This is a genomic window from Arhodomonas sp. KWT2 (assembly GCF_041949875.1).
GTDB lineage: Bacteria > Pseudomonadota > Gammaproteobacteria > Nitrococcales > Nitrococcaceae > Arhodomonas > Arhodomonas aquaeolei.
The window spans coordinates 109,431-125,942 of record NZ_JBHFPQ010000038.1 but is presented as its reverse complement, the minus strand read 5'-3'; the positions used below and the strand labels follow the sequence as shown (position 1 = coordinate 125,942).

At 68.8% G+C, this 16,512-nt stretch carries 17 protein-coding genes; 13 read left to right on the top strand and 4 right to left on the bottom strand.

Annotation, left to right across the window (positions count from 1 at the left end; genetic code table 11):
• Window positions 1–143: 143 nt before the first annotated feature.
• The 3 genes from ACEZHJ_RS06790 to ACEZHJ_RS06780 are packed head-to-tail and all read left to right on the top strand — an operon-like array spanning window position 144 to window position 3,758.
• Entirely contained in the window at window positions 144–1,589 is a 1,446-nt protein-coding gene (locus tag ACEZHJ_RS06790) for an ATPase domain-containing protein (protein WP_375036358.1), read from the top strand.
• A 2-nt stretch (window positions 1,590–1,591) separates the two neighbouring features.
• Entirely contained in the window at window positions 1,592–1,963 is a 372-nt protein-coding gene (locus tag ACEZHJ_RS06785; RefSeq protein WP_018717166.1) for a response regulator, read from the top strand.
• A 46-nt stretch (window positions 1,964–2,009) separates the two neighbouring features.
• Window positions 2,010–3,758, top strand: coding sequence for a bifunctional diguanylate cyclase/phosphodiesterase (locus ACEZHJ_RS06780; protein WP_163139234.1), 1,749 nt, complete (start codon window positions 2,010–2,012; stop codon window positions 3,756–3,758).
• Window positions 3,759–3,778: 20 nt separating this feature from the next.
• Here ACEZHJ_RS06780 and ACEZHJ_RS06775 read toward each other — a convergent pair whose 3' ends face one another.
• Complete coding sequence (locus ACEZHJ_RS06775; RefSeq protein WP_259201936.1) at window positions 3,779–4,564, bottom strand: helix-turn-helix transcriptional regulator; 786 nt, start codon at window positions 4,562–4,564, stop codon at window positions 3,779–3,781.
• Window positions 4,565–4,687: 123 nt separating this feature from the next.
• Between ACEZHJ_RS06775 and ACEZHJ_RS06770 the strand changes: the two genes are divergently transcribed.
• From ACEZHJ_RS06770 to ACEZHJ_RS06760, 3 genes are all read left to right on the top strand, one after another.
• The gene (locus ACEZHJ_RS06770; RefSeq protein ID WP_163139233.1) at window positions 4,688–6,379 is read left to right on the top strand and encodes an FAD-dependent monooxygenase; all 1,692 of its coding nucleotides are present in this window, start codon (window positions 4,688–4,690) and stop codon (window positions 6,377–6,379) included.
• A complete protein-coding gene (locus tag ACEZHJ_RS06765; protein ID WP_018717162.1) occupies window positions 6,379–6,582 on the top strand; it encodes a DUF2783 domain-containing protein in 204 nt (67 codons plus the stop codon). The genes ACEZHJ_RS06770 and ACEZHJ_RS06765 overlap by 1 nt, the downstream gene beginning before the upstream one ends.
• A 115-nt stretch (window positions 6,583–6,697) precedes the next feature.
• Window positions 6,698–6,997: a YrhK family protein gene (locus ACEZHJ_RS06760; RefSeq protein ID WP_163139232.1), complete on the top strand. Its 300-nt coding sequence runs from the start codon at window positions 6,698–6,700 to the stop codon at window positions 6,995–6,997.
• A 23-nt stretch (window positions 6,998–7,020) separates the two neighbouring features.
• Here the strand turns inward: ACEZHJ_RS06760 and ACEZHJ_RS06755 are convergent, their stop codons facing one another.
• Window positions 7,021–8,628, bottom strand: coding sequence for a methyl-accepting chemotaxis protein (locus tag ACEZHJ_RS06755; RefSeq protein WP_163139231.1), 1,608 nt, complete (start codon window positions 8,626–8,628; stop codon window positions 7,021–7,023).
• Between the two features lie 391 nt (window positions 8,629–9,019).
• On the opposite strand from ACEZHJ_RS06755, the gene ACEZHJ_RS06750 reads away from it, so the two are divergent.
• From ACEZHJ_RS06750 to ACEZHJ_RS06725, 6 genes are all read left to right on the top strand, one after another.
• Window positions 9,020–9,532: an Hsp20/alpha crystallin family protein gene (locus ACEZHJ_RS06750; protein ID WP_163139230.1), complete on the top strand. Its 513-nt coding sequence runs from the start codon at window positions 9,020–9,022 to the stop codon at window positions 9,530–9,532.
• 57 nt (window positions 9,533–9,589) lie between these two features.
• Window positions 9,590–10,114: a hypothetical protein gene (locus ACEZHJ_RS06745; RefSeq protein WP_163139229.1), complete on the top strand. Its 525-nt coding sequence runs from the start codon at window positions 9,590–9,592 to the stop codon at window positions 10,112–10,114.
• A 41-nt stretch (window positions 10,115–10,155) separates the two neighbouring features.
• Window positions 10,156–10,461 carry a hypothetical protein gene (locus tag ACEZHJ_RS06740; RefSeq protein WP_163139228.1) on the top strand — a complete coding sequence of 102 codons (306 nt, stop codon included), beginning with the start codon at window positions 10,156–10,158 and terminating at the stop codon, window positions 10,459–10,461.
• Between the two features lie 397 nt (window positions 10,462–10,858).
• Window positions 10,859–11,539: a helix-turn-helix domain-containing protein gene (locus tag ACEZHJ_RS06735; RefSeq protein ID WP_163139227.1), complete on the top strand. Its 681-nt coding sequence runs from the start codon at window positions 10,859–10,861 to the stop codon at window positions 11,537–11,539.
• A 91-nt stretch (window positions 11,540–11,630) separates the two neighbouring features.
• Entirely contained in the window at window positions 11,631–12,056 is a 426-nt protein-coding gene (locus tag ACEZHJ_RS06730; RefSeq protein WP_163139226.1) for a hypothetical protein, read from the top strand.
• A 126-nt stretch (window positions 12,057–12,182) separates the two neighbouring features.
• Complete coding sequence (locus ACEZHJ_RS06725; protein WP_018717154.1) at window positions 12,183–12,974, top strand: SDR family NAD(P)-dependent oxidoreductase; 792 nt, start codon at window positions 12,183–12,185, stop codon at window positions 12,972–12,974.
• 9 nt (window positions 12,975–12,983) lie between these two features.
• On the opposite strand, the gene ACEZHJ_RS06720 is transcribed toward ACEZHJ_RS06725, so the two are convergent.
• A complete protein-coding gene (locus ACEZHJ_RS06720; RefSeq protein WP_163139225.1) occupies window positions 12,984–13,634 on the bottom strand; it encodes a phosphoribosyltransferase in 651 nt (216 codons plus the stop codon).
• Between the two features lie 146 nt (window positions 13,635–13,780).
• Here ACEZHJ_RS06720 and ACEZHJ_RS06715 point away from each other — a divergent pair, with 146 nt between their 5' ends.
• Window positions 13,781–14,221, top strand: a complete 441-nt coding sequence (locus tag ACEZHJ_RS06715; protein ID WP_163139224.1) for a CBS domain-containing protein — start codon at window positions 13,781–13,783, stop codon at window positions 14,219–14,221.
• Window positions 14,222–14,234: 13 nt separating this feature from the next.
• Here ACEZHJ_RS06715 and ACEZHJ_RS06710 read toward each other — a convergent pair whose 3' ends face one another.
• On the bottom strand, window positions 14,235–16,193 hold the full coding sequence (locus tag ACEZHJ_RS06710) for a CocE/NonD family hydrolase (RefSeq protein WP_375036364.1): 1,959 nt from the start codon (window positions 16,191–16,193) through the stop codon (window positions 14,235–14,237).
• Between the last annotated feature and the right edge of the window lie 319 nt (window positions 16,194–16,512).

Genomic DNA, 16,512 nt, shown 5'->3' with positions numbered 1-16,512 from the left:
ACCGTCGTTCGGCGTTAAGTGCCTTTTCTGATAATGATTTGCACTATTCGTGTGCTGAACTAATTTGCAGGTGCGGGAAGCACGAAAAACAGGTGCCGGCATCGTAAGGCAAGCCGTGCGATGGGCAGGTTCAAGGAGGGGGCATGCGTGGAGACGGAGACCGACTGTCCACCGGGATTGGTGGGCTGGATACCATCCTCGACGGCGGGCTGCTGCCGCGCTCGGCGTATCTGGTGCGTGGCGGGCCGGGCCTTGGCAAAACCACGCTCGGCCTGAATTTTCTCGCAGCGGCCGGGGATGAGGGCAACGCACTGTTCATCGGCTTTCAGGAGGCCGAGGACCAGCTGCGCACGAATGCCGCCTCGGTGGGTATCGATGTAGACGGCATCCGGTTTCTCAGCCTGGCCCCGGACGAGGAATTCTTCACCGGCCAGCAGGGCTACGATGTCTTCGCCTCGGCTGACGTCGAGCAGCAGCCGCTGGCGGAGCTCGTGGTCTCCGCGGTGGAGGCCGAGACGCCGACACGCGTGTTCGTCGACTCGCTCACCCAGCTGCGGTTTCTCTCCAGCGACGTTTTCCAGTATCGAAAGCAGGTGCTTTCGTTCCTGCGCTTTCTGCGCGACCGGGGCGCCACCGTACTGTTCTCCTCGGAGAGCAGCCGGGACCTGCCCGACGACGACCTCCAGTTCATGGCCGACGGTGTGATCGCGCTGGGCCGTGACGATATCGGCGCGTCCCTGAGCGTTACCAAATTCCGCGGTTCCGGGTTCCGGGAAGGGCCTCATCAGATGCGCGTGAGCGCACGTGGGCTGGAGGTGTTTCCGCGCCCGAGTCCGCCCGAGAGCAAGCTCACCGAGCAGCAGCGGGGGATCTGGTCGACGGGGATCGCGGCGTTCGACGACATGCTCAGCGGTGGGCTGGAGGCCGGGACGGTTTCGCTTGTCACGGGTCCGTCCGGTATCGGCAAGTCGACCTTTGCCTCGCTGTTCGTTGCGCAGGCGCTGCGCCGTGGGACGCGTGCCGGAATCTATCTCTTCGAGGAGGAGATGGCCTCGTACCTGACGCGTACCGAGGGGTTCGGTATCGAGCTGCGTGAGCCTGCGCGTGAAGGACGGCTCACCATTGAGCAGATCGAGCCGATGCGCTACCTGGCCGACGAGTTCGCCCTGCGTGTGCGCGAACACGTCGACAAGGAGGGTGTGGAGCTGGTGGTGCTCGACAGCATCGCCGGCTTCGAGCTGGCCCTGGACGGCGAGGGCATCAAGGCGCGACTGCACGCGCTGGCAAAATCCCTGGCGCGTGTCGGAGTGACGGTGCTGCTGATCAACGAGATCGAGGCCATGAGCGGGCAGAGCAGCATCTCCGAGCGCAGTATCAGCTATCTGGCCGATAACGTGATCTGTCTGCGCTATGTCGAGCTGGATGGTGAGATGTGCAAGTCGATCAGTGTGCTCAAGAAGCGGCTTAGCGATTTCGACCACACGCTCTACGCCTTCGAGCTGAACGAGGGCAGCATCCGTCGGGGGGAACCGCTGCGTGGTCTGGGAGATGGCCTCATGACCGCGCAGGCGCGACAGCGGAACCCTTAGTCATGACGGACAGGGGCAAGGACGTCCTTCTCGTGATGAAGCGCCCGGGCAACGTCGCCGTGATCCGCGAGGCGCTGGTGGGCCTCGGTTATCGCGGTATCGGCATCGACGACGAGACCGCGCTCGCCGATGCGGTGGCGGCGCCGCCGATGCCGGCGCTCGCGCTCGTGGACGTCTCGGGCTTCGGCCCGTCGGTCTGGTCCATGTGCGCGGTCCTCCAGGCGAACGAGGTGCCTTTCGTGGTGCTCTCCGCGCCCGAGGAACTCTCTCTCGGTGGTCGTGCCGTTGCGAGCGGTGCCCGCACCGTGGTGCAGAAACCCGTCGCCAAGGTGGCCCTGTTGCGAATCGTCCGCGATCTGGCAGGTCCGGGATGAAGCAGTGTAACCACTTGCACACCGTCGGACGACGGGGAGGCAGGGCTTGAACTACCGGTATGATGATCTCCACGGGGTGGCGTGGCGCGGAGTGGCGACGGACACGGTGGACGATACCGTGCCTGCCGACCGCGTTCTGCTCCTGCTCGGCGCCTCCGGCAACCGGCGCCTTCTCGAGGGCCACCTACAGGATCACTGCACGGTGCTCGAGCCGGGCAAGTGCGGGTTGCCTGAGGACGGCTTCGATCTGGTCATCGCCGACGTCGGCGGATTCCGGCACTGGCGCCGCCGGCTACAGGAGGCGAAGCGGCGCGAGGCGCCGACCTTCCTGCCGGTCGTGCTGCTGCTCTCGCGCTCCGAGCTGGATCGCCGGCTGGCGGCGTTATGGGATGTGGCCGACGAGTTCATCGTCACACCGATCGAGCGCCGCGAGTTCAGCGAGCGCGTGGCCATGCTGTTACGCGCCCGTTCCATGGCCATCGCCCAGCGCGATCACCTGGCTTACCTGGTCAACTACGACAGTGTGACCGGGCTGCCGAACAAGAGCCTGTTCCTCGACCGCCTGGTCGCCGCCATACGTGAGGCGTCGGTGCTCAACCGGCAGCTGCCGGTGACCGTGATCCGTATCCCCCTGGGCCGGGTGCTCAAGTCCTTCGGCCACCATGCGCTTGAACGGGCGGTGACCGCCTGTTCCCGGCGCCTGCAGACGTTACTGGGTGATACCGCCTCGCTGGCGCGGCTGTCCACGGACGAATGGGGGCTGCTGCATCGCCCGGGCACCACGGTGAACGAGGTGCTGGAGGTGTGCGGGAGAATCCGCCAGATCGCGGAATCGCCGGTGGAGATCGGTGACGAGCGCGTGCGCATTACCCCGCGGGTCGGCGTCGGCCTTTACCCGGAGGATGGGGCGGATGCCGCGACGGTCCTCGACCGGGCGACCAGCGCCCTCTCGGAGACCGACGATGTCGGGCCGGTATTTTACTCCCGCCAGGTCCAGCAGGAGGCGTTACGGTTCGTGCGCACGGAGGCACGGCTGCTGGAGGCGCTGGAGAAAGGCGAGTTCGAGCAGTGGTTTCAGCCCCAGCTGTGTCTGGAGACGGGCAGGATACTGGGGGTCGAGGCGCTGGTGCGATGGCGTCTGCCCAGCGGGGAGCTGGTCCCGCCCGGGGAGTTCCTTGCCGTCGCCGAGACGTGCGGCCTCATGCCCCGAATCGATCACTGCATGCTTGTGAACGTGTGCGCGACCATGAGCGAATGGCGTCGGCAGGGGGTGGGGATCGAGCGGGTTGCGGTGAACGTCTCCGCCGAGGACGTGCGCGCCCCCGGGTTTGCCGCAACGATCCGCGACACCCTGGAGCATTACCAGCTGCCGCCGCCGTCCCTGGAGCTCGAGCTCACGGAGACGGCGCTGTTCGACATCTCTGACGAGAACCTCCAGAAGCTCAACGATCTCAGGGGCCTCGGCGTCAGCATCGCCGTGGACGACTTCGGTACCGGCTACTCCTCATTGAGCTACCTCCATCGCCTGCCCATCACCACGCTCAAGATCGACCGCGCATTCATCACCGACGTGCACCGGGACGAGACCAACGCTGCGATCACCCGCACCATCCTGTGGCTCGCGCACAATTTCGGTCTCGAGACCGTCGCTGAAGGGATAGAGACCCCGGACGAAGCACGTTACCTGCGCTCCCTTGAGGTATACAGCGTTCAGGGGTTTCTCTTCGGTCGTCCGATGCCGGCGCGGGATCTGCTTCGCTGGATGAAGCAGCGCAGTGCGCGCTGGCGGCTGTGATCCCCCGGTGGGAGGCCGGTTCAGCCGGCGGGCGGATGCGGGTGGCAGCGCCGGGCGAGTTCGGCGCGCGAGTGCACGCCGAGCTTGTGATAGGCCCGGCGCCGGTAGGTCTCGGCGGTGCCCGGGTTCATCCCGGCCGCTGCCGCCGCGCTCTTGAGCGTGTGGCCGCGTAGCAACAGCGTACACAGCTCGCGCTCGCGCGTGGAGAGCGTCTCCAGCAGCCGGCTCTCCGCCGTGCCGGGGCCCTCCGTCGGTGGGCCGTCGCTGTAGTGGCGGCGCATCAGGCTTGCCAGCAGGGGGGCGAGCGCCGAGATCTCGTGGACCTCGTCGCCGGTGAAGGCCCCTTCGCCGCGGCCGCGATAGAGGTTGAGGTAGTAGGCCACGCCCTCGCCGGGCACTCGCAGCGAGACCTTGTCCACCAGCGCGGGTCGGGCAAAGAACTCGTCGCGATAGGCGTCGGGCATCGCCGTCGTCCGCATCGCCTCCGGCGCGGCATCGTCAGTGGGGCGCGTCAGCAGCTGGCGCAGCCGTGGGTAGTTCGGGTCGTTGCGGAACCCGCCGCCGACGTAGCGCCGGGCAAGCCTCTGGGCGAGCGCCGGCTTGCGCGGGTTTGCGGCGAGCAGGCAGCCCATGCGGTCGCCGTGTCCGTAGGCGAAGAGCATGCACTGCTCAATGCCGGTCTGGCGCCTCAGCAGCGCGAGCAGGGCGTCCTCGAAGTCCGGGCGACCGATGGCGTCCACGCATGCTCCGGCGGCCCGGAACGCCGTCGCGCCCATGCGGTCGTCTCTATCGGTTAGCGTCGCCATAACGGGATGTCCTGCATTTCACGGGACAGGCTGAAGTCCCTCTCTCCTCTAGCATGGACACGATACGTCCTGAAAGGTTGGTAAACGACCGTCCCGGTCACCGCAAGCCAGGGGAGGAGAGCCATGCGGCCTGCCGGACGCGGCGAGTACGACTCGCTGTATTTCGACTATCCATACTATGCCTTCGAGCGTCCACCGGAGTTGGACGGCACCCACCGGCGACACACCGTGGCCATCGTCGGCGCCGGGCCGGTGGGTGTGACCGCCGCCCTGGAGCTGGCACGCCACGGGGTGGCGAGCGTGGTGCTCGACGACAAGGACACCGTCAACGATGGCTCCCGGGCCATCTGCATCTCCCGTCACAGCCTGGAGATCCTCCAGCAGCTCGGTGTCGCCGGGCGCTTCACCGACAAGGCGCTGGGCTGGCGTTACGGGCGCACCTACTTCGGCGAGCGGGAGGTGTTCCGTCTGGAAATGGCGCACTCCGAGCAGGAGCGGTTCATGCCGATGTACAACATCCAGCAGCAGTACATCGAGCGCTTCCTCATCGAGCGTGCACAGGAGACCGGGCTGGTAGCGCTGCGCTGGCGCAGCCGGGTGCGTGACGTGGATGCCGGCGACGACGGCGTGAGCCTGTCCGTGGACACGCCGGAGGGATGGTATCGCCTGGACGCCGACTACGTCCTGGCTGCCGACGGGGCGCGCAGCGGGGTACGGCGGGCGTTAGGGCTCGGCCTCCAGGGCGAGGCCTACGAGGGGCGCTATGTCATCGCCGACATACGCATGCGCTCGGACTTCCCCACGGAACGCCGGGCGTTCTTCAACCCGCCGGCGCTGCCGGACTCGACCCTGCTGGTCCACCGTCAGCCGGACGACATCTGGCGTATCGACTACCAGCTCGGTCCCGATGACGACCCCGACGAGGCGCTGAAGGAGGCGAGCATCCGGCGAAACGTGGGTGCCGTCGTGGAGATGCTTGGCGAGGCCGACGACTGGGAGCTGGAGTGGTGGAGCCTTTACAAGGCCTACACCCTGGCCCTGGATGATTACCGCCACGGCCGGGTGATGTTCATCGGTGATGCCGCCCACCTGGTGCCGATATTCGGCGTGCGCGGTCTCAACAACGGCTTTGCCGACGCCATGGACGCGGGCTGGAAGCTCGCCTGGCGGATCCGGGGCTGGGGTGGAGATAGTCTGCTGGCGAGCTATACCCCGGAGCGCCGCGGCGCGACGCTGGACGTCTTCGCCAACGCCGGGCGCAGCACCCGCTTCATGACCCCGCCGACGCGGGGCTATCGGCTCATGCGCGATGCAGCGCTGTCGCTCTCGCTGAGCTGCGACTATGCCGGCGGGTTCGCCAACCCCCGCCAGGTCACACCCTACACCTACGCCGACAGCCCATTGACCACGCCGGACACGGTGCCGGGGTTCGCGGCGGGGCCTGCGCCGGGGGCACCGCTGGTGAACCGCCGGCTCGGTGAGGACGACTACCTCCTGGATCACCTCGGCCCGGGCTTCAACCTGCTGTACTTCAGCGACGCGGGGGACGTCGAGCCGGCACACCGGGAGTCACTGGAGGCACTCGCCGGCGGGGCGATGCCGCTGCACTGCCTCGTCGTGGGCGCGCGGGTCGACGAACACGCACCGTGGACGCCGGTTCCGGATCCCGACCGCGGTATCGCCGCTGCCTACGGCGCGCGGGCCGGGAGCTGCTATCTCGTGCGCCCGGACCGGCACGTCGCCGCGCGTTGGCGCGACCTCGACACGGCCGCCCTGTACCGTGCCCTGGCCACCGCTACCGGAGGGATGTCCTGATGGCGTCGCATACTGAAGAGCACCTGCCGTTCCCGGAGCTGGAGGCGGCCTACGAGCGGATCGCGGAGACGTTGGATAGGTTGCCGGAACGGCAGACATCGCTGTTCCTGGCCAAGCTCTCCCTGGCGCTTGCCCACCGTGTGGGCGACGGCGAGCGGGTCCGTGCGGCCATCGACGAGGCGGCCCGGGATATCGGTGACTGAGCGCCCGCGCCGTGCGTTGTATGCCGGGACAACACCGCCGAGGGGCGGGGCTTTGCGCGTTGCCGGGTGATGGGGGAGACTGCCACGGTACCCACCCGGCAGAGAGGAGCGCCCCATGGCCCATGCACGACACATCGGCTATGGCGACGGTGACGATCCGAGCGCCATGACCCTCACCCTCGGCCCCGAGCAGCTGGTGATCCGCCGGCGCTACGAGGCGGCCAGCATCTTCAACGACTTCCTCGTCGCCGGCTGGTTCCTGGTGGGCAGTATCCTTTTCCTTTACCCGGACTGGGAGCCGGTCGGTGTGTGGCTGTTCATTATCGGCAGTGCGCAGTTCATGCTGCGCCCGACGCTCCGGCTCGCGCACCGTATTCACCTGCGCCACGTCCCGCCGAGCCGCTGGGAGATGTAGTGCCGCCGTGCCGTCCGCCGCCTTCAGGTGCGGAAGCGTGTGACCACCCGCTCCAGTGCCTCGGCGCTCTGCGCCACCTGTCCGCCGGCCTGTTCCGTACGCTGCGCCCCGGTCACCGTCTCCTCGCTGACCTCGGCGATGTCCCGGGTGTGGCCGTCGGCCACCGTGACCGTCTCATTCTGGCGGCCCGCGGCATCGGCGATACGGTGGTTGATCCCGGTAATCGCGTCCACGGCCTCGTTGATGGCGCGAAGGGCCTCGCCGGCCGTGTCGACTGCACTGACCGTGGTCCCCGCGTCGTCACGGCTGCGTGCCATCGCCTGTGCAGCCTCGCGGGAGGAGGCGACGAGCTTCTCGATGGTCTCGGCCACGTCGCCGGTGGCCTCCTGCGTGCGGGCGGCGAGAGAGCGCACTTCCTCGGCGACCACGGCGAAGCCGCGACCCTGCTCGCCGGCGCGGGCCGCCTCGATGGCGGCGTTGAGGGCGAGCAGGTTGGTGCGCTCGGCGATGTTGTCGATCACCCCGAGGACCTCCTTGGCGCTCTCCGTGCCCTGCGCCAGCGACTCCACCATCCGGCCGGCCTCGGCGACCCCGTCGGCGAGCCGGCTGATCGCCCGGGAGACCTCATCGACGCGGGCGTGGCCGTTGTTGGCCTGATCCCGCGCGTCGTCGGCGGCGCGACTGGCCTCGTCGGCGTTGTCGGCGACTTCCCGTGCGGCCTCGCGTACCTCGGTCATCGCCTGATTCAGGCTCTCGATCCGCTCGGCCTCCGTGTTCGCGCCCTCGCGGGTGCGCTGGGTCTGTTCGGTGAGCGTGGAGGCGGCGTCGCGCAGGCGCTCCGTTTCTCCGGCCAGGCTGCGCACGGTGGACTGGAAGTGCTCCAGCAGCCGGTTGACCGCATCGGCCACGCTGCGGAACTCGTCGTTGCCGCGCACGTCGATGCGTGGACGCAGGTCCTCCTCGGAGGCGACGGCCTCGGTGGTGTCGCGCAGGGCCCGTAGCGGCCGGATCACCACCCGGCCGATAACGGCGCTTAGCACCGCCAGTCCGGCGAGGAAAATGGCGAGGTTGATGCCCACCGTGGTGGTGATGTCCCGCCAGACCGCTGTGTCCATGCCGGCCATTGAGAAACGGACGCGTGTAGCACCGAGCACGGCGCCCTCGTCGGCGTTCGCGTGGCAGCCGGTGCAGTTGGTGCCGTGATAGTCGGTGAGGTTGAGGTGGGGGACGGCCACGGTGAGGGCGCGGCCGTCCTCGCCCTGCGCCACCGAGACGACGCGCTCGCCGGAAAGGACACGACGGTCGATGGCGTCCCGGGGCTGCTCCTCGTCCATGCCCGGGCCGTAGAGCGCCTGGACAGGCTTGCCGCGCAGGGTACGCGCGGAGATTACGTTCTGGTGGGACTCGAGCTTACGGAAGAGGATACCGCGGCGTTTCATCTGCCCGGTCAGCATCAGTGCATTGAGGCTGTCCAGGTGGCTGGAGATCAGGGTGTCGGCCTGTGCCACGGCGTTGTCGAGCACCCGGGCGCGCTGGCGGTGTGCCGAGTAGACCGTCACCAGCGCCATCGCGAGCAGGAATACGCCGGCAATCGCCGGCAGGATCTTCAGCTTGATGGATATACGTCGCATGCCCCGTCCTTTCTGCCCCCTCGTCCCTTTGCCCCGGTCTTATCGGCACGTCGGGGTCCTTGTTTAGTCCATTTCGGATTCTACCGGGCCGGGACGGCCGCCTCTTGAGCTGGATCAGCTCGGTGGCTGTCGCTGTTCGGAGACAGGCCGCCGGCGGTTCGACACCACCGGGCCGGTTGTGGCGGGCGCTGCGCCGTATGGGGGCCGGCGGCGGCGCGGTCTCCGTTCATCGGCGTTTCGCGGCCGCAGGCACCGTAATTGACCGTCGTCATCCCCGGCGCACCAGGGCCGGGCATAACGTGATTCCCAGTGCGTGCCGGTGGATAACCGGGGCGCGCCGGAGTCGGATCTCCGGGGGCGTGATGTTGGGTGATTCCGGGAGGAATACGAGATGGCCAAGGAGATGAAGGCGGACGCGCCGAAGGCGGTGCCGGCGGAGCAGACGCCGGCGCCGACGGGTCGCACGATGGGTGTTTTCGACGATGTCGACCGGTTCATGGACACGGTGTTCGAGCGCGGGTGGATGCGCCCGTTCCGCTGGGAACATCCGCTGTGGGAGCGCATCGCAGGGGGCGGCGAGGGCCGGATCCCGCGGGTGGACCTGCTCGAGCGCGACAGCGACGTGCTGCTGCGCGCCGAGCTGCCGGGGGTGCAGCGCAGGGACCTCGACGTCTCGGTGACGGACGCCACGGTCACCATCCGGGGGGCAACGGCGAGCGAGAAGCGCGCGGAAGAAGGGGCCTATTTCCGCAGCGAGATCGCCCGCGGGGCGTTCAGTCGCACGGTGTCCCTGCCGGCCAAGGTCGACGCGGACAAGGCGGATGCCCGCTTCGCGGACGGCATCCTCGAGATCACGCTGCCCAAGGTGAAGGAAGCCCGCCGCCGGCGTATCGAGGTGCGCTGAGGGCGGGCTTGATCGTCGTGTCGCCCCTGGGGCGAGGACTGCATGGAGGAAAGGACGATGACGACATCATCACTACGATCTCTGAACACGTTCAACCACGAAATGCTGGATGTCGGGCGCGATATCTCGGAGGGCGCGATGCGCAGCGCCGCCTGCCTCGGTTACGGGGCGGACGGTCCGGAGCGCGCCTACCGTGAGGGCGTCGCCGTGGCCCACAACGCGGTGGAACGGACCATCGGGCTCGAGCGTGCGATGGTTCACGCCTGGCGTGCCCAGGCCCGTGAGCAGCCGGCGAGCGGCGCCCTCTGGGAATCCGCGCTTGGCCTCATTGAGCAGGGTATCGACACCCGGGAACGCCTCTGGACGGCGTGGTTCCGCGCCCTCGAGGGCGCGTCCGTGAATGCGTTGACCGGTGCGATGCCGGCTATGTGGGGCGAAGCGGGCAGTTCGGCCCGTAGCGGGGCGGACGAGCCGCAGGCCGCGTCGTCGAAATCGTCGGCACGGGCCACCCGTGGCGGGCGCACGGCGTCCCGTGGACAACCGAGGTCGGAAACCGGCGGACAGTCGGCGGCCCAGGGCTAGCTCGGATCCGGGAGCCCCGAATCGCCAGGGAGGAGAGAGTCATGCCCGATATCGATCGGACAGCGGTGTTTGCGTGGCCACGGCGGGCGCCCACGGCCCGTACCGCTCTGGCGGCACGGCGCCGTCGGCGCTTCGGCTGCGAGATCCATCCCGCCTGGGACGGTAGTGGCTGCTACGTGCTCTGGGCCTGGGTGGAGCAGGAGGGTGAATGCGAGTGGGCCGTGCTTGATCATGAGGACGGCGCACCGTTGCGTTTCTGTACCCCGCAGCGTGCCCAGGCGTATGCCCTGAAGCGCGGCTATGGAACGGATGCCGTGCGCATGCGGTGGCCGCCGACGGCGCGCTGATACAACGCTCGTCGGCGTATGCCGGCCACCGGTCCACTAACGCGTCGATTCCGGCAATGATCTGAATTTCTGAGAAGTTATTCCGTTTTGCCTGTGGCGTGATGCGTCTATATTTTCCGGGAAATCCCGTGAAACGCTGTCCACCGGCGCGCGCCGGTGGACAGCGTCCCCGCGTCGATGGTGTCTTCTTGACCAGGGATGGGGCCTGATCGAGCACGGGTGCCGACAGGGCATCGCCATCGAGGGGCTGGCGTTTAGGGAGGGACGCGGTATGGATACACGCCAGGGCAGAGACGCCGTTGTCGAATTCCGCCCGGACTGCCCCCTGTGCGGCAGCTCACCGTGCGTATTCCATTGCAGGGATGAGTGTACCGAGGCGAGGACGCTCCGCCGGATCGTGGAAGTGGGACGCCCGATGGTCCTGGGGCAGTACCTCTACCACGCCGGCTCCCCGTTCGCAGCGCTGTACACGGTCCGCGCGGGTACGGTCAAAACCTGCGCCGTCACCGAGGACGGGGAGGAGCGCGTCATCGGCTTCAGTTTTCCCGGTGACATCGTCGGTCTTGATGCGATCGGTGGCAGCACCTACCTGACGGACGCCTGCGTGCTCGAGACCGCGAGTGTCGGTGTCATCCCCTTCGCCCGTCTGCAGCCGCTCCTCAGCGAGGTGCCCGCCCTGCAGCACCGCCTCCTTCAGGCGATGAGCCGCCAGATCGCCGCCGAGCACGAGATGCGGCTGGCCCTGCTCAAGCGTACCGCGGAGGAGCGTTTCGCCGTGGGTCTGATGAGCCTGTCCGAGCGCTTCGCGGGCCGGGGTCTGTCACCGACCGCCCTGCGTCTGGCCATGTCCCAGGCTGAGCTCGGCAGCTATCTCGGACTCGCTCCGGAGACGGTCAGCCGGCTGTTCCGCCGCTTCCGCGAGCAGGGCTGGCTCGATGGTACCGGACGGGAATGCGAGCTTCTCGATATCGGCGCGATCCGGGCGGTGGCCCGGCGTCAGCGCGGCGTACCGTCAGGGTCTTCCGGCGATGAAGCCTTGCGCGCTGTCGGAGCGGGGCGTTCCGGCGGCGGCTCCTGATCGTGCGTGTCTGCCTGTGACGGCCCCGCGGGCGGAACGCCTTTGACCGGTGTGGATTGGGGCAGGGACGATTTTTCAGGAGGAATTCGGGATGAGGACAGTCAGCAGCAGTATGCGTGTGGCCGCGGTAGCGGTAACGGTGACCTGGGCGGTGTTAACCATGCCGGATGTGGCGGCCGCGGGTGGCGGCGGGGGTTCCGGTCACCGGCAGATGATGACCGATGGGCAGGGCGGCGGCGGGGTTCGCAGCCTGGACCAGGACCGTCTGCGTGAGCTGGATCAGCTTCGCGACCGGATTCACAATACGAACGATTCCGCTGAACGCCAGCGCCTGATGCGGACCTACCGCCAGCGTATCGACCAGGACTTCGAGATGATGCGCCGGGGGCAGGGGCCGGGCCCCAATGCCAGCGATGCCGAGCGGCTGCGTTACATGGAGAACCGCACGGAGCGCATGCAGCGCCTCATGAACCACATGTGGGAGTACGAGAACCGCATGGGTGCCGGCGACGAATGACCGGTGCGGCGTGCATCGCCGCTTGATCGGTCGCCGTCCGAAAGGCGATAGTCCGGTTGCAAACTGATGACCCCGTGCCGCCCTGGCCGGGGTCGCGGTCGCCTTTCAGCAACCGGGAGTAATGCCATGCAGATCGATCTTACCGGCCGCATTGCCGTCGTCACCGGCTCGACCGCGGGTATCGGGTTCGCCACCGCCCGCGGCCTAGCGGGCGCCGGGGCCTCGGTAGTGGTCAACGGGCGGCGCAGCGAATCCGTCGACGCGGCCGTCGCCCGCCTGCGCGACGAGGTCCCGGGTGCCGAGGTGCGCGGTGTGGCCGCCGACCTCGGCACTGCGGAGGGCTGCGACGCCCTGGTCGCCGAGGCCCCGTCGGCGGACATCCTGGTCAACAACGTGGGCATCTTCGGCCCGCAGGACTTCTTCGAGACCGATGATGCCGTCTGGGAGCACTTTCTCGCGGTGAACGTGCTCTCCGGCGTGCGCCTCTCCCGGGCCTATCTCCCCGGCATGGCCGAGCGGGGCTGGGGGCGTGTGATCTTCCTCTCCTCCGAGTCCGCGCTCAATATCCCCGCGGACATGATCCACTACGGCGTCACCAAGACGGCGGATCTGTCGCTCTCCCGCGGGCTTGCCAAGCGCATGGCCGGTACCGGTGTCACCGTCAACGCCGTGCTGCCCGGGCCGACCCTCTCCGAGGGCGTGGGCGCGATGCTTGCGGACGCGCAGCAGGCGGGGGAGTCCCTGGAGGAAACCGCGGCCTCGTTCGTGCGTCGTGAGCGCCCGAGTTCGATCATCCGGCGTGCGGCGACGGTCGAGGAAGTCGCGAATATGGTCGTTTACGTGGCCTCGCCGCTGTCCTCCGCGACCACCGGGGCGGCGCTGCGCGTGGATGGCGGTGTGGTGGACAGCATCGCCTGAGCGCCGTTCTCAGTCCGCTCCGCCGGTGCACGGCGGGCCGGCGCGGCCCGCCAGGCAGCGGATCACGGCGTCGTCGCTGACCTGGCCGAAATCGCGGAAGTACTGGCCCACGGCCATGAAGTCGCCGGGTGTGGCGAGACAGACGACCTCGTCCGCCAGCGCATCCAGGGTCTCGACCGCCTCCGGCGGCGCGACGGCGAGCGCGGCGACCAGCCGCGCCGGTTTCCGCCGCCGGACCGCGCGCAGGGCGGCCGCCATCGTGGCGCCGGTGGCGCTGCCGTCGTCGACGATCACCACGGTGCGTTCCGCCGGATCCACCGGCGGGCGCACAGGGGTATAGCGCCGGCGGCGCCCGCGCAGGGTGTCGAGCTGGGCGGAGACCTCGGCATCCACGTAATCGGCGCCGAGGTGGCGGCGTGCGTCCTCGGACAGGTCCGTGGTGCCGTCCTCGCTCACCGCACCGATGGCGTACTCCGGGTTGCCGGGGGCGCCGAGCTTGTGCACGAGCACCACGTCCAGCTCGCCGTCCAGTGCGTCGGCCACGGCCGCGGCCATGGGGACACCGCCCCGCGGGATGCCGAGGATCAGCGGGCGGGTTCCGGTGAGATGGCCGAGTCGTGTGGCGAGCTGTTCTGCGGCGTCGGTGCGATCCCTGAACATGGCGGGCGTCCTCCCCGGATGCTGGGCATTGTCTTTGTGGTGTGCTATTGCCTGAGCGGTGGGCGTAACACCCTCGGCGCGCGCCCTGCCGAACAGTATGGTTCCGGAGCGGTCATCCTGGGAATGTTCTCAGGGAGGAGTGAGGCATGACGGTGGGCGAGTACTGCAACCGCAACGTGATCACTATCGATGCCGACGAGTCAGTGCGTGCCGCGGCGGAGCTCATGCGGCGTCACCACGTGGGCGATCTCGTCGTGCTCGAACCCGGCCGGCCGCCGGCGGCGATCGTCACCGACCGGGACCTGGTGGTCGAGGTCCTGGCACCGGGGCTCGACCCCCAGGCGCTCGCGGTGCGTGACATCGTTACCCACTCCGCGTTCTTCGTGCACGAGGGCGACAGCCTCTTCGACGCGCTGGAGGTGATGCGCGGGCGCGGCGTGCGGCGGGTGCCGGTGGTGGACGAGGCCGGCGATCTCGCCGGGATCATCGCTGTGGACGACGTTGTCGGCCTGCTCGGGGAGGTGCTCGAAGACCTCGCCGCCGTGGTCGAGCGCCAGCGTGACCGCGAGGTGGACGAGCGGCCCTGAGGGGCCGCACCGGTCACAGCAGCTGGCGGCGGATGCGGCGGTTCCAGTTGCGCGAGAACACGCGCTGGCCGTTCTCGTAGGCGTCCAGCTCGGCGTGCACGTGGAAGTGCCCGCCGTCCGCGGTGAGCAGGGTGCGGGCGCGGGTCTCGATATCCCAGCCCTCGCGGCGCAGGCGCTGGCGGGTGACCACTTCGCCGCTGGGCGAGCTGAAGTCGTCGCCCGCGTAGCGGTAGTACTCCCGGGTCTCGTCGGTCAGCTCGATGTCGGCGTCCTCGATGCGCACGGTGCCTTCGTCCTTGATCACCTCCAGGGTCGCGTAGTCCCCTTCAAGGTCGCGGTGCACCAGCCAGCGGTACTCCGCCTCGTGCAGCCGTGTTACCGGCGACGGGGCCGGGTAGTCCGGTGCAGGCAGGCGTACCGCCGGCGCGTTCGTCTGGGCGCTGCGCACCGGCAGCCACAGGCGCGTGTCCCCAAGGTCCACGGTGAGCCGGACGGGTTCCGGGGACGGCCAGGCCAGCGGCCAGTAGGAGGTGGAGATCGCCAGCCGCACGCGGTGGCCGGTGGCGAAGGCGTGGCCCACGTTGTTGAGCGGGACGCGGACCCGGTAACGCCGCCCCGGTGTCAGCGGCTCCGGCTCGGCGTGGCTGTCGCGGTGGGTAAGGTTCAGCAGGCCGTAGGTGGTGCGTGTCGCCTTGTCGTCCGGTGCGACGTCGGAGAGACGCACGGCGACCATCGCCACCGGCCGGTCCACGGAGAAGGCGAGTTCCAGCTCCGGCGCACCGAGCAGCTCCAGGGGGGCCTCCAGCGGCGCCGTGTCGAACACCAGGGCCCCGCCGTCCTCCTCGCGCTGGTCGTAAGGCAGGTCCGGGCCGGCGGCATAGGAGCACCACTTGCCGGCGAACAGGCCCACGCTGAGAGGGGATTGCACGGTCTCGCTGCCCGGTGACGGCACTGCGGTCCGAGCGAGGTCGCGCCCGGGATTCAGGTAGTACGGTGTGGCCGTGATGTCCGGTGACGGCCATTGCCGCTCGCTCACCCAGCGACCGGGACGATGCTCGTACTGGGCCGCGGGTGCGGTGCTGTCCTGGACCCAGGCCCGCAGCATGGGCTCGGCGTCGATGCCGGTATCCCGGCCCTTCAGCCAGCGGTCCCAGAAGCGCAGGACCTCCTGCTGGAAGCCGATCGCCGGACCCGGTACGCCCTCGTGGGGATACTTGTGGCTCCACGGCCCCACCAGCCCGAGGCGCGGTCCGGGCAGGTTCTCCAGTAGACGGAATACCGTGTTGGTGTAGCCGTCCGCCCAGCCGCTGACCGCCATGACCGGGCAACGCACGTCGGTGTAGTCCTCGCAGACCGAGCCGTGGCGCCAGTAGTCGTCCCGGTGGGGATGGCGCAGCCAGGTGTCGAGCCACAGGCCGCTGCCCTCCAGCCGTTCCATCCACATGCGGCGCCAGTCGTCGCCCACCAGTGCCGGGTCCGGTGGCAGGGCGTTGAACGCGAACATCACCGAGGCCCAGGAGAGGTTGTCGCCAAGGAGGCAGCCGCCCATGTAGTGGACGTCGTCGGCGTAGCGGTCGTCGGTGGAACACACGGTCACCACCGCCTTGAGTGCCGGCGGCTGACGGGCGGCGATCTGCAGGCCGTTGAAGCCGCCCCAGGAGATGCCGATCATGCCGACGCTGCCGTCGCACCAGGGCTGGCTGGCAAGCCATTCGATCACCGCGATGCCGTCGTCCTGCTCGATGGGCAGGTATTCGTCGGTGAGCACCCCTTCGGAGTCGCCGCTGCCGCGCAGGTCCACCCGGACCGCCGCGTAACCGTTCGCGGCGAACCAGGGGTGCAGGGTCTCATCGCGGTCGCGGGTGATGTCGCGCTTGCGGTACGGGATGTACTCCAGGACCGCCGGTACCGGCACGTCGCCGGCGTCCGCCGGCAGCCAGATGCGGGCGGCGAGCCGGGTGCCGTCCGGCATGGGGATGTTCGTGTGCTCGATGCTGCGGACCCCGGCGGCGGTGGACGGACTGGTATCAGACACGGCGGCGGGTCTCCCTTGCGGTGCGTTCTGTGCGCGGAACGGTAGCGCAGGCCTGCCCGCGTCGTCACCGCCCGCCGCGCTGTGGGACCCGGATTCACGATGCGGGCGCTCCGGTGCGTCCCGGTTTACAGGATGACCCGGGAGGCCGTAATCGCCCGGCAGGGACCTCCGGCTGGCGGCCCTGCCCGGTTATGAACGCGGGCACCGTCTGGTCGACAGGCTTGACGCCGCGGGTGGGGCCATCCCGATCATGGGA

Excerpts from the sequence above, each read along its gene's own strand:
- ACEZHJ_RS06790 (WP_375036358.1), top strand. The coding sequence starts at position 144 with ATGCGTGGAGACGGAGACCGACTGTCCACCGGGATTGGTGGGCTGGAT.
- ACEZHJ_RS06785 (WP_018717166.1), top strand. The coding sequence starts at position 1,592 with ATGACGGACAGGGGCAAGGACGTCCTTCTCGTGATGAAGCGCCCGGGC.
- ACEZHJ_RS06775 (WP_259201936.1), bottom strand. The coding sequence starts at position 4,564 with ATGGCGACGCTAACCGATAGAGACGACCGCATGGGCGCGACGGCGTTC.
- ACEZHJ_RS06770 (WP_163139233.1), top strand. The coding sequence starts at position 4,688 with ATGCGGCCTGCCGGACGCGGCGAGTACGACTCGCTGTATTTCGACTAT.
- ACEZHJ_RS06765 (WP_018717162.1), top strand. The coding sequence starts at position 6,379 with ATGGCGTCGCATACTGAAGAGCACCTGCCGTTCCCGGAGCTGGAGGCG.
- ACEZHJ_RS06760 (WP_163139232.1), top strand. The coding sequence starts at position 6,698 with ATGGCCCATGCACGACACATCGGCTATGGCGACGGTGACGATCCGAGC.
- ACEZHJ_RS06755 (WP_163139231.1), bottom strand. The coding sequence starts at position 8,628 with ATGCGACGTATATCCATCAAGCTGAAGATCCTGCCGGCGATTGCCGGC.
- ACEZHJ_RS06750 (WP_163139230.1), top strand. The coding sequence starts at position 9,020 with ATGGCCAAGGAGATGAAGGCGGACGCGCCGAAGGCGGTGCCGGCGGAG.
- ACEZHJ_RS06745 (WP_163139229.1), top strand. The coding sequence starts at position 9,590 with ATGACGACATCATCACTACGATCTCTGAACACGTTCAACCACGAAATG.
- ACEZHJ_RS06740 (WP_163139228.1), top strand. The coding sequence starts at position 10,156 with ATGCCCGATATCGATCGGACAGCGGTGTTTGCGTGGCCACGGCGGGCG.
- ACEZHJ_RS06730 (WP_163139226.1), top strand. The coding sequence starts at position 11,631 with ATGAGGACAGTCAGCAGCAGTATGCGTGTGGCCGCGGTAGCGGTAACG.
- ACEZHJ_RS06725 (WP_018717154.1), top strand. The coding sequence starts at position 12,183 with ATGCAGATCGATCTTACCGGCCGCATTGCCGTCGTCACCGGCTCGACC.
- ACEZHJ_RS06720 (WP_163139225.1), bottom strand. The coding sequence starts at position 13,634 with ATGTTCAGGGATCGCACCGACGCCGCAGAACAGCTCGCCACACGACTC.
- ACEZHJ_RS06715 (WP_163139224.1), top strand. The coding sequence starts at position 13,781 with ATGACGGTGGGCGAGTACTGCAACCGCAACGTGATCACTATCGATGCC.
- ACEZHJ_RS06710 (WP_375036364.1), bottom strand. The coding sequence starts at position 16,193 with ATGCCGGACGGCACCCGGCTCGCCGCCCGCATCTGGCTGCCGGCGGAC.